This window comes from Burkholderia sp. A9 (assembly GCF_000801975.1).
On sequence record NZ_JSZN01000026.1, the window covers coordinates 1 to 11970 of the forward strand.

An 11970-nucleotide genomic window follows, 5' to 3' on the forward strand; every position below is an offset into this window, starting at 1 on the left:
GCTCGGCGTCGCGGCCGGCGACCGCGTCGCCGCGATGTGCCTGAACACGCCCGCGTTCGTCGACCTGATGTTCGGCGCGTGGCGGCTCGGCGCCGCGTTCGTGCCGATCAACCACAAGCTGCAGGCGCCGGAAGTCGACTATGTGCTCGAACACAGCCGCAGCAAGGTGATCCTGTTCGACGCGGTGCTCGCGCCGGTGCTGGCGCGCGTGATCCATCCGGCGCGGCGGCTCGTCACCGAAGGCCATGCCGCCGGCGTGCCGAACTTCGACGCGATGCGCGCGGCGATGGACGGCGTCGCGGGCATCGAACCGGCCGACGGCGACGTCGCGCAGATCCTCTACACGTCCGGCACGACCGGACGCCCGAAAGGCTGCGTGCACAGCCACCGCACGGTGACGTTCGCGGCGATGGCGGCGGCGCTCGCGACCGGCATCGGCCGCCACGAACGCACGCTGATGGCGATGCCGATCTGGCATTCGTCGCCGCTGAACAACTGGTTCGGCGGCACGCTGTATGCGGGCGGCACCGTCGTGCTGCTGCGCGAATACCATCCGCTGCGCTTCCTGCAGGCCATCGAGCGCGAGCGCGTGACGCTGTATTTCGGCGCGCCGGTGTCGTACACGCTGCCGCTCGACACGATCGACGGCTTCGCGGCGTTCGACCTGTCGAGCGTGCGCGCGTGGCTGTACGGCGGCGGCCCGATCGGCACCGCGCAGGCCGAACGGCTCGCGCGCGCGTATCGCACCAACGCGTTCTTCCAGGTGTACGGGATGACGGAAACGGGCCCGGCCGGGACCACGCTGTATCCGGACGAGCAGATCGCAAAGGCCGGCTCGATCGGCCGCCAGGGCGGCCCCGGCGTCGACCTGCGGGTCGTGCGGATCGATGGTGCCGACGCCCAACCGGGCGACACCGGCGAGATCTGGCTGAAGGCCGACAGCATGATGCTCGGCTATCTCGACGACACGGCCGCGACGCGCGCCGCGTTCGCGCCGGGCGGCTGGTACCGCACCGGCGACATCGCGCGCATCGATCAGGATGGCTACCTGTTCATTGTCGACCGGCTGAAGGACATGATCGTGACGGGCGGCGAGAACGTCTATTCGAAGGAAGTGGAGGACGTGCTCGGCGCGCATCCGGGCGTCGCCGAGGCGGCCGTCGTCGGCATGCCGCATCCTGACTGGGGCGAGACGGTCGTCGCGCATGTCGTGCTGCGCGCCGGCACCGCGCGCGATGCCGATGCGCTGCGCGCGTTCTGCGGCGAGCGGCTCGCCGCGTACAAGATCCCGCGCGAATTCGTGTTTGCGGAAACGCTGCCGCGCACACCGACCGGCAAGCTTCAGAAGTTCCTGCTGCGCACGCGCCGCGAGTAGCAACCAAGCAGCGCGCGTTCGATCGACGCGTCGATGCGTCGATGCCAAGGACAAAGAAAAAGCCACCGGACCCGACGGCCCGGTGGCTTTCTCGCATGGTGCGCGAGGCGGCGCCCTTCGACGCCGCCCGCGACTCAGGTGCTGCTTACTTGCCGCCGATGCTCTTCAGCGGCTTCCACTCGCCCTTCTCGACCTTGTACATCGTGATGCCGCCGTTCTTCAGGTCGCCCTTCGCGTCGTACGCGACGTGCGACGACGTGACGCCGGACATGTCGGTCTTCGCGAGCACCGGCAGGTACTTCGCCGGGTCGGTCGAATCGGCCTTCTTCATCGCGTTGAGCATCGCCATCGCGCCGTCGTACGCGTACGGCGAGTAGGTCTGCACGTCTTCGCCGAAGCGCTTCTTGTACTTGTCGGCGTAGGTCTTGCCGCCCGGCATTTCTTCCAGCGGGAGGCCTGCCAGCGATGCGATCGTGCCGTCGGCCGCGTTGCCCGCGATCTTCAGGAACGTCGGCGTCTTCACCATTTCGCCGCTCATCAGCGGAGCCGTCATGCCGAGCGTCTTCATCTGCTTGACCATCGGCGCTGCCTGCGAATCCGCGCCGCCGTAGTAGACGAGGTCCGGCTTCGCCGCCTTCAGCTTGGTCAGGATCGCCTTGAAGTCGACCGCCTTGTCGTTCGTGAATTCACGGTCGACGATCGTCGCGCCGCCGGCCTTCGCGGCCTTCTCGAACTGGTCGGCGAGACCCTGGCCGTAGGCCGTGCGGTCGTCGACGATCGCGATCTTCTTCATGCCGAGATCCTTCGACGCGAACGTGCCCGCCACCGAGCCCTGCTGCGTGTCGGACGTCATCATGCGGAAGGTCGTCTTGTAACCCTGCTGCGTGTATTCCGGCGCCGTCGCCATCGCGATTTCCGGAATGCCGGCGTTCGCGTAGATGCGCGAGGCCGGGATCGTCGTGCCCGAGTTGAAGTGGCCGAGCATGCCCTTGATGCCGTCGTCGACGAGCTTCTGCGCGACCGTCGTGCCGGTGCGCGGGTCAGCCTGGTCGTCTTGCGTCTCGAGCACGAACTTCACCGGCTTGCCGCCGATCTTCGGGTTCGTCGCGTTGAAGTCTTCCAGCGCGAGCGCGATCCCGTTCTGCATATCCTTGCCGTAGTGAGCCTGGGCGCCCGTCATCGGCCCTGCGTAACCGATCTTCACGTCATCCGCATGGGCCGTCCCCGCCAGCGACATGACCGCGACGAACGTCGCGCCTGCCAGCTTTTTCATCGTGTGTTGCATAGCATCTCCTTGGTACCAGGGTAAATGGAGCGGCTTCGGGATCGCCTTGCCGCTTCCTTTGTTTGATCCGAACGGCAAGGATGGTCAGCCGATCGTCATCAAATTCGCATTGCCGCCCGCCGCCGCCGTGTTCACGCTCACGGAGCGCTCGGTCAGCAGCCGCTCGAGCGCGTAGTCTTCCACATCGCCGTGCTCGAACGCGCCCGCCGACACACCCTGCACCGACACGATCGGGCCCGGCCGCTGCGCGATTTCCTTCACGAGCGTCTGCAGTTCGTCGCTGTCGCCTTCGAACAGCACCGCGTCGAACGGCACGTCCGCCTGCTTGCGCACAGCCGCATGCGCCTTCAGCGCAGCCGGCAGCGCGGCCACCAGCGCCTCGCCCGCCGCACCGGCGAACAGCGCGCGGTTGCCGGTCGCCAGCACCGCCGCAAACTGCGCGCGGGCCCCGCTCGGCGTTGCCGCGACACACAGCACCGTGCCGCGCGGGCCGAGTGTATACGTGTTTCGCTCACCCGTCGGCCCGGTCAGCACTGCGGTCGCGCCGGCCGGCACCTGCGCGAGATAGCCGTCGCAGCGTGCGGCGAGCGCCGGCTCGCGCTGCTCGATCAGCCAGTCGCGCAGCGCGGTGAGCACTGCCGCCGGATTGCCGCGCGCGTCGCCTTCGACTGCGCCGTCCGCGATCAGCATCTGCGCGAGCGAACGCGGCAGGCCCGACGGACGCGTCGCGAGCAGGCGCTGCAGGTACAGCGCGCCGCCGGCCTTCGGGCCCGTGCCCGACAGCCCTTCGCCGCCGAACGGCTGCACGCCGACCACCGCGCCGATCACGTTGCGGTTCACGTAGATGTTGCCGACGTGCGCGTTCGAGATCACGTGCGCGATCGTCTCGTCGATCCGCGTGTGGATCCCGAGCGTCAGGCCGTAGCCCGTCGCGCGGATCTGCTCGAGCAGCTTGTCGAGCTGGCTGCGGCGGTAGCGCACCACGTGCAGCACGGGGCCGAACACCTCACGCTTCAGCTCGTCGATGCTGCCGATCTCGATCAGCGTCGGCGGCACAAACGTACCGTGCGCGCATGCATCGGGCGCCGGCAGTTGCGTGACCGTGTGACCCTTGTCCGTCATCGTCGCGACGTGCGTGTCGATCGTCTGCTTCGCTTCGCCGTCGATCACCGGGCCGACGTCGGTCGACAGCCGGTCCGGATTGCCGAGCGCCAGCTCGTGCATCGCGCCCTTCAGCATCGTCAGCGTGCGGTCCGCGACGTCGTCCTGCAGACACAGAACGCGCAGCGCCGAACACCGTTGACCGGCCGAGTCGAACGACGACTGCATCACGTCTGCGACGACCTGCTCCGCGAGCGCTGACGAGTCGACGATCATCGCGTTCTGGCCGCCCGTTTCGGCGATCAGCGGAATCGGCTTGCCGTCCGGGTCGAGGCGTGCGGACAGCGTCTTGTTGATCAGGCGCGCGACTTCGGTCGAGCCGGTGAACATCACCGCGCGGGTGCGCGCATCGGCGACCAGCGCCGCGCCGACGGTCTCGCCGGTGCCCGGCAGCAACTGCACCGCGCCGGCCGGCACGCCGGCCTCGCGCAGCAGGCGCACGGCCTGGGCGGCGATCAGCGGCGTCTGTTCGGCCGGCTTCGCGAGCACCGTGTTGCCGGCCGCCAGCGCGGCGGCCACCTGGCCCATGAAGATCGCGAGCGGGAAGTTCCACGGGCTGATACAGACCACGGGCCCGAGCGGACGGTGCGTGTCGTTCGAGAATTCATCGCGGATCTGCGCCGCGTAGTAGCGCAGGAAGTCGACGGCTTCGCGGATTTCGGCGATCGCGTTCGGCAGCGACTTGCCGGCTTCGCGCACGATCAGGCCCATCAGCGTGTGCATCTGCGCTTCGAGCAGGTCGGCCGCGCGCACCAGGCAGTCGGCGCGCGCATCGACCGGCGTCGCCTGCCAGATCGGCGCGGCAGCCACCGCGTGCGCCAGCGCCGCGCTCACGTGTTCGGCGGTCGCTTCGCTGACCGTGCCGACCACGTCGCGCTGGTCGGCCGGGTTGCGCACGTCGCGCGCCGGGGCGTCGGCAAGCGCATCGTCGGCGAGCAGCGGCGCCGCGCGCCACGGATGATGCGCGCTCGCGAGCAGCGCGGACGACAGCGACGCGAGACGGTGTTCGTTCGACAGGTCGAGGCCCATCGAGTTGGGACGCTCGTCGCCGTACAGGTGGCGCGGCAGCGGGATCTTCGTGTGCGGCGCGCCGAGCGGCACGACCTTCGCGGCTTCGTCGACCGGGTCGGCGACCAGTTCCTTCACCGATACCGTCTTGTCGGCGATGCGGTTCACGAACGACGTGTTCGCGCCGTTCTCCAGCAGGCGGCGCACGAGGTATGCGAGCAGCGTTTCGTGCGTGCCGACCGGCGCATACACGCGGCACGGACGGTTCAGCTTGTCGCGGCCCGTGACTTCCTCGTACAGCGGCTCGCCCATCCCGTGCAGGCACTGGAACTCATACTGGCCCGGGTAGTAGTTCTGGCCGGCCAGGTGATAGATCGCGGCCAGCGTGTACGCGTTGTGCGTCGCGAACTGCGGGTAGACGGCGTCGGGTGCCGCGAGCAGCTTCTTCGCGCACGCGAGATACGACACGTCGGTGTAGATCTTGCGCGTATAGACCGGATAGCCTTCGAGGCCGTCGACCTGCGCACGCTTGATTTCGGTGTCCCAGTACGCGCCCTTGACCAGGCGGATCATCAGGCGGTGACGGCTGCGGCGCGCGAGGTCGATCAGGTAGTCGATCACGAACGGGCAGCGCTTCTGGTAGCCCTGCACGACGAAGCCGATGCCGTTCCAGCCCGCGAGCTCCGGATCGAAGCACAGCGCCTCGAGCAGGTCGAGCGACAGTTCGAGACGGTCGGCTTCTTCCGCGTCGATGTTCAGGCCGATGTCGTAGCGGCGCGCCAGCAGTGCGAGCGAACGCACGCGCGGCAGCAGCTCGCTCATCGTGCGGTCCTGCTGCGAGCGCGAGTAGCGTGCGTGCAGCGCCGACAGCTTGATCGAGATGCCCGGGCCTTCGTAGATGCCGCGGCCGCCGGCCGCCTTGCCGATCGCGTGGATCGCCTGCTCGTACGACGCGTAGTAGCGCTGCGCGTCCTCTTCGGTCGTCGCCGCTTCGCCGAGCATGTCGTACGAGTAGCGGAAGCCGCGCGCTTCGTATTTACGGCTGTTCGCGAGCGCTTCGGAAATCGTTTCGCCGGTGACGAACTGCTCGCCCATCAGGCGCATCGCCATGTCGACGCCCTTGCGGATCAGCGGCTCGCCGCCGCGGCCGATCAGGCGCGTGAGCGCCGACGACAGGCCCGCTTCGCTGTTGGTCGTCACGAGCTTGCCGGTGATCATCAGCCCCCAGGTCGCCGCGTTCACGAACAGCGACGGCGCGTGGCCGACGTGCGAACGCCAGTCGCCCTTGCTGATCTTGTCGCGAATCAGCGCATCGCGCGTCGCGCGATCGGGAATCCGCAGCAGCGCTTCCGCGAGACACATCAGCGCGACGCCTTCCTGGCTCGACAGCGAGAACTCGTGGATCAGCCCTTCGACGCCGCCGCCCGAGCTCTTCTCGCGCAGCGCCTCGACGAGCGCCGTCGCGAGCGTCTGCACGTCGGCCTGCAGGTTCGCCGGCAGGCGCGCCTGGCCCAGCAGGAACGGCACGCATTCCGGCTCCGGGCGGCGATACGCGGCCGTGATCGCCGCGCGCAGCACCGATTGCGGCTGCACGTTCTGCGCGAACTCGAGGAACGGATGCGGCGAGTTGTCGTCGTCGCCGTCCGGCGACTGGCCGTCGGCGAGCTCCGTGACACCGCTGCTGCCCGACAGCTCGGGCGGCAGCTGGCCGTGCTCGATCCGCTCGAGATACGCGAAGATCGCCTGCTTGATCAGCCAGTGGGGAGTGCGCTCGAGACGCGCGGCCGCGTCTTTCAGGCGCGAGCGGAGAAGGTCGTCGACTTTGACGCCGAGAGTCGTGCTTGCCATGGTGGGTTCGTGCGCCGGTGCGAGCCCGGCAATGTGGTGTGAGAGGATGCGCGAAATCCTACGGCACGCAATAAAAAGGTGCAACCGAATTACGAGATTGGTTGCACCCTTGAGTTACTCAATATAATCAGCCACTTAGACGGTTGCAACCTAGGGGTTGCCCGTGGTCGACGGATCGGTGTTTTCCCTGATCGGGGCGAATTTGCGCGCGCGGGCAAGCTTTGGTGCGTCGCACCGAGGAGGAAATCGGGTTGCACTGGGCGTGCCGGCGGGCGATGCGAGGCAGGGTTGGGACGGGTCCCGACAACGGGATGACAGGTCGCCCGGCGGTCCGGGCGGCAGGTAGCGGCGCACGGCACGGCGGTCGTGGCGGCGCCGCTCGGCTCAGATATCCAGCGGATCGACTTCGACGCTCCAGCGCAGCACGCCCTTCAGCCTGCGCAGCTCCGGCTGCCATGCGCGCAGCGCATGCTGCAGCGCGGCCCGCGACGCGCTTTCGAGCAGCAGCTGCGCACGGTGGACGTTCGCGACCTTCACGATCGTCATCGGCACCGCGTCGTACACGGTCACGCGATCGGCGCCCGGCAGCCCCGGCAATGCGGCCGCGGCCTGCAGCAGGAACGCGAGCGCCGCGTCGAGCGTGCGCCCTTCGGCGCGCAGCAGCGCCTGATAGACGAACGGTGGCAGGTGCGCATCGCGGCGCTCGCCGAGCGTCGAATTCGCGAAGCCGACGTAGTCCTGCCGCCCGAGCGCGTGATAGAGCGCGTGACGCGGGTAACGGGTCTGTACGAGCACCTCGCCCGGCAGCCCGGCGCGCCCCGCGCGGCCGCTCACCTGCATCAGCTGCGCGAACAGCCGCTCGCTCGCGCGGAAGTCGTGCGAAAACAGCGCCGTGTCGGCATTGAGCACGCCGACGAGCGACACACGCTGGAAGTCGTGCCCCTTGGCGATCATCTGCGTACCGACCAGGATGTCGACCTCACCCGCGTGCACGTCCGAGAAAAGCGCCTGCGCGCTGCCCTTGCGCCGCGTGCTGTCCGCGTCAATCCGGAGTACGCGCGCGCCCGGCACGGCCTCGGCGAGCGCTTCCTCGATACGCTGCGTGCCGCGCCCGAGCGGCGCGATATCCACGTTCCCGCACTCCGGGCATGACCGCGGAATGCGTGCCTCCCAGCCGCAGTGATGGCAGCGCAGCGCGTGCTCCGGTTTGTGCAGCACGACGTAGGCGCTGCAGCGCGGACACCCGGCGACCCAGCCGCACGCGTCGCAGGCGAGCTGCGGCGCATAACCGCGCCGGTTCAGGAACACGAGGCTCTGTTCGCTGCGCTCGAGCCGCGCCTTCAGCGCCGCGACGAGCGGCCCCGACAGCCCGCCCATCGACGCGCGCCCGCGCCGCCGCTCCTCCTCGAGATCGATCAGCCGCACGGTGGGCAGCGTCGCGTCGGCCACCGCGCGGCGCGACAGCGTGAGCCGCGTGTAGCGGCCCTGCTCGGCCTGCCACCAGGTCTCGAGCGACGGCGTCGCCGAACCGAGCACGACCGGAATGCCGAGATACTTCGCGCGCCACACCGCGAGATCGCGCGCCGAATAGCGCAGCCCTTCCTGCTGCTTGTACGCGGGCTCGTGCTCCTCGTCGACGACGATCAGCGCGAGCGTCGGCAGCGATGCGAGCACGGCGAGCCGCGTGCCGAGCACGATCCGCGCGCGGCCCGTGTGTGCGGCGAGCCAGTTGCGCGCGCGCTCGCCCTCGGCGAGCCCGCTGTGCAAGGTGACGATCGCATCGTCGGCGAGCGTGCCCGCGAAGCGCGCGCGAAACGCGGCCTCGAACTGCGGCGTCAGGTTGATTTCGGGAACGAGCACGAGCGCTTGTGCGTCAGCGCGCGCGTCGAGCAGCGCCGCGAGCGCATGCAGATAAACCTCGGTCTTGCCGCTGCCCGTCACGCCGTGCAGCAGGAACGGTGCGAAGCCCTGCGCGGCGCGGATCGCGTCGAGCGCCTCGGCCTGCTGATCGGTGAGCGCCGGCGGCACAGCTCGTCCACTGGTTGTCGACAGGTTATCCACAGCTTTGGGCACAGGCGCATCGGCCCAGCCGATTTCCTCGACGCCGACCCAGCCGCGCGCCGCCCAGTCGTCGAGCGTCGCGCCCGCCTTCGGGTGCAGCGCGCGCGCGTCGGGCAGCGTCAGCGAATCGGTGTCGGCGAGCGCCTGCGCGAGCCGCCGCAGCGCGGCCCCGCGCGCGGGCAGTGCGTCGGGGAGCGCCGCGCGGCCGGCTTCGGTCAGCCGGTAGCGCACCTCGGGCGCCAGCAACCGCCCCCAGCGCTCCGCGTCGCGCAGCGCCTGCGGCAGCGCCGGCAGTGCGACTTCGCCGCGGCCGCGCTGGTAGTAGTCGGCCGCGAACGAGACGAGCGCGAGCCAGTCCGGCGACAGCGGCGGCAGTTCGGTGCAGATCGCGTCGACCGCACGCAGCCGCGACGGCGGCACGTCGGTGTGAGTCGTCACTTCGCAGACGAGCCCGACGACCTGCCGCTTGCCGAACGGCACCTGCACGAGCGTGCCGGGCTCAGGTGTCGGCTGGGCGTCGCAGCGGTAATCGAACAGGGTGGCGAGCGGATGGTCGAGCGCGACCCGCAGGTAGGTGCCGTCCATCACCGCGCTCCGGCGGCGGCTCGGGCCGTGCGGACGGCTGGCACCCGCGGCCGCGGGACGGCGGCGGACTTAAAGTAAAACTTCAGATTCGGCGCTAAGTTTTGGATTCGCATTAGGAATCGCCGTATACCCTGACCAGCCTGTGGATAACTTTGTTGAGAACTCGCCGTTCAACCGCCGCGAAGCGCCCGGGGCCGTGCTTTCCGCTGTTTTCACCTGCCGTATGCCGCCCCCCGCGGAGCCTTATCCCATAAGGCTGCTATTCAAATTACCGCACCATAGCGAGACAATTCGACCGATACAGGGCTCTACCGCGCTGCAACGTGGAAAATGTGCATAAGTCAAGTCTTGACAAGCAACGAATCGGCAACAGGTGCGGGATTGCGCCCTGTTTAGCGCCGACAGCGAAACGCTGTCACCCCGCAGTGCAGCATGACAGCGCTTGCGTTCAGCCCGCCGCTCCGCTACGGATCGCGCGGCTGTGAGTGTGCACTTCGTCGACCAGTTCGGCGACGTGGTCGGGCGACGTGAACTGCGAGATGCCGTGGCCGAGGTTGAATACGTGGCCCGGGTGGTTGCCGTAGCTGTCGAGTACGGCGCGCGCCTGCTCGCGCACCGCGGCCGGCGGCGCAAACAGGATCGTCGGGTCGAGGTTGCCCTGCAGCGCGACGCGCCCCGCGACGCGCTCGCGCGCGGTGCCGAGGTTGACCGTCCAGTCGAGCCCGACCGCGTCGACGCCGGTCGCCGCGATTTCCTCGAGCCACAGCCCGCCGCCCTTCGTGAAGGTAATCACCGGCACCCGCTCGCCGTCGTGCTCGCGCTTGAGCTGCGACACCACGCGGCGGATGTAGTCGAGCGAGAAGCGCTGGTATGCGCCGTCGGCCAGCGCGCCGCCCCACGTATCGAAGATCATCACGGCCTGCGCGCCGGCTTCGATCTGCGCGTTCAGGTATGCGGCCACGGCTTGCGCGTTCACGTCGAGGATCCGGTGCATCAGGTCGGGGCGCGAATACGCCATCGACTTCACCGTGCGGAAATCGTCCGACCCGCCGCCTTCGACCATGTAGCACGCGAGCGTCCACGGGCTGCCCGAGAAGCCGATCAGCGGCACGCGCTGGCGGCCCTGGCCGTCGGTCAGCGCGCGGCGGATCTCGCGCACGGCGCCGGTCACGTAGCCGAGCGTCTCCTCGATGTCCGGCACCGCGAGTTTCGCGACGTCGGCCTCGGTGCGCACCGGATGCGCGAACTTCGGCCCTTCGCCGACCTGGAAGTCGAGGCCGAGGCCCATCGCGTCGGGAATCGTCAGGATGTCCGAGAACAGGATCGCGGCGTCGAGCGGGAAGCGCTCGAGCGGCTGCAGCGTCACTTCGGTCGCGTAGTCGGGATTCTTCGCGAGGCCGAGGAAGCTGCCGGCGCGCGCACGCGTCGCGTTGTATTCGGGCAGGTAGCGGCCGGCCTGACGCATCAGCCAGATCGGCGTGTAGTCGGTCGGCTCGCGCAAAAGCGCACGCAGGAAGGTGTCGTTGAGCAGGGTATGGGCCACGGTAGGAGCGACGATGCGAAGGCAAAGCGGCATTTTACCGGAGCGGGGCCGCGAGGCTGCGTATGCCGTTGCGATGGCGGCCATATGACGCGCGCGATGGCTCCGTTATGATCGGACGCTGATATCAAACCGAACGAAGGAGGAGACCGATGAAGACATTCGCCACGCTCGCTGCGGCCGCCATGCTGTGCTGCGCCGCCGCGCACGCGCAGACCGGCGCGGGCGCCGTCGCCGCCGGCTCGCGGCTCGACGACGTGCTCGCACGCGGCTCGCTGCGCGTATGCACGACGGGCGACTACAAGCCGTATTCGTACTACCGGACGGACGGCCGCTTCGAGGGCATCGACATCGACATGGCCGAATCGCTCGCGAAATCGCTCGGCGTGAAGGCCGACTACGTGAAGACGAGCTGGTCGAACCTCACCGGCGACTTCGTCGCGAAGTGCGATATCGCGGTCGGCGGCGTCTCGACCACGCTCGAGCGCCAGAAGCGCGTGTTCTTCACGCAGCCGTACGTCGTCGACGGCAAGACGCCGATCGTGCGCTGCGCGGACGCCGACAAGTACCAGACCGTCGCGCAGATCGACCGGCCCGAGACGCGCGTGATCGTGAACCCGGGCGGCACCAACGAGCGCTTTGCGAAGCAGTTCTTCACGCACGCGAACCTGAGCGTCTATCCCGACAACGTGACGATCTTCAAGCAGATCCTCGCCGGCAAGGCAGACGTCATGGTGACGGATGCGTCCGAGACGCTGCTGCAGCAAAAGCTGAACCCGGGCCTGTGCTCGGTGCATCCGGACAAGCCGTTCCAGTTCGGCGAAAAGGCGTACATGGTGCCGCGCGGCGACGTCGCGTTCCAGCAGTACGTCGACCAGTGGCTGCACCTCGCGCTGTCGACCGGCGAATACCAGGCGATCTCCGACAAGTGGCTGAAATAAGCGCAATCGCGCGCGGCAACGGCAACCCATTGCGCGCACCGACCCCGGTAACGGCCGGTGAAATCGGTGCGGGCGGCGGTGTCCGGCGCCCCTCCGTTACACATGGGCCGCCGCGCGGCGCGTGCGAAACCGTGAAAATTGTCCGAACGGACGACTATCGCGCGCC

The 11970-nt window shown here is 68.7% G+C and carries 6 protein-coding genes; 2 read left to right on the plus strand and 4 right to left on the minus strand.

Translation table 11 applies throughout. The features are described 5' to 3' along the window. Positions 1 to 1375 (plus strand): AMP-binding protein (locus PI86_RS12070; RefSeq protein ID WP_039322487.1); only part of this gene is annotated, 1375 nt, incomplete at its 5' end. Between the two features lie 145 nt (positions 1376 to 1520). On the opposite strand, the gene PI86_RS12075 is transcribed toward PI86_RS12070, so the two are convergent. From PI86_RS12075 to hemE, 4 genes are all read right to left on the minus strand, one after another. Beyond that, the gene (locus tag PI86_RS12075; RefSeq protein WP_014895508.1) at positions 1521 to 2660 is read right to left on the minus strand and encodes a branched-chain amino acid ABC transporter substrate-binding protein; all 1140 of its coding nucleotides are present in this window, start codon (positions 2658 to 2660) and stop codon (positions 1521 to 1523) included. Between the two features lie 84 nt (positions 2661 to 2744). Next, positions 2745 to 6677 carry a trifunctional transcriptional regulator/proline dehydrogenase/L-glutamate gamma-semialdehyde dehydrogenase gene (putA, locus tag PI86_RS12080; RefSeq protein WP_039322491.1) on the minus strand — a complete coding sequence of 1311 codons (3933 nt, stop codon included), beginning with the start codon at positions 6675 to 6677 and terminating at the stop codon, positions 2745 to 2747. 384 nt (positions 6678 to 7061) lie between these two features. Next, a complete protein-coding gene (locus PI86_RS12085; RefSeq protein ID WP_039322495.1) occupies positions 7062 to 9323 on the minus strand; it encodes a primosomal protein N' in 2262 nt (753 codons plus the stop codon). A gap of 448 nt (positions 9324 to 9771) precedes the next feature. Next, entirely contained in the window at positions 9772 to 10866 is a 1095-nt protein-coding gene (gene hemE, locus PI86_RS12090; RefSeq protein WP_039322498.1) for a uroporphyrinogen decarboxylase, read from the minus strand. Between the two features lie 149 nt (positions 10867 to 11015). Between hemE and PI86_RS12095 the strand changes: the two genes are divergently transcribed. Next, positions 11016 to 11804: a transporter substrate-binding domain-containing protein gene (locus PI86_RS12095; RefSeq protein ID WP_039322501.1), complete on the plus strand. Its 789-nt coding sequence runs from the start codon at positions 11016 to 11018 to the stop codon at positions 11802 to 11804. Positions 11805 to 11970 lie beyond the last annotated feature (166 nt).

What these genes read in the sequence shown, in the direction of transcription:
- PI86_RS12075 (WP_014895508.1), bottom strand. Translation starts at nt 2,660, where the DNA reads ATGCAACACACGATGAAAAAGCTGGCAGGCGCGACGTTCGTCGCGGTC.
- putA (WP_039322491.1), bottom strand. Translation starts at nt 6,677, where the DNA reads ATGGCAAGCACGACTCTCGGCGTCAAAGTCGACGACCTTCTCCGCTCG.
- PI86_RS12085 (WP_039322495.1), bottom strand. Translation starts at nt 9,323, where the DNA reads ATGGACGGCACCTACCTGCGGGTCGCGCTCGACCATCCGCTCGCCACC.
- PI86_RS12095 (WP_039322501.1), top strand. Translation starts at nt 11,016, where the DNA reads ATGAAGACATTCGCCACGCTCGCTGCGGCCGCCATGCTGTGCTGCGCC.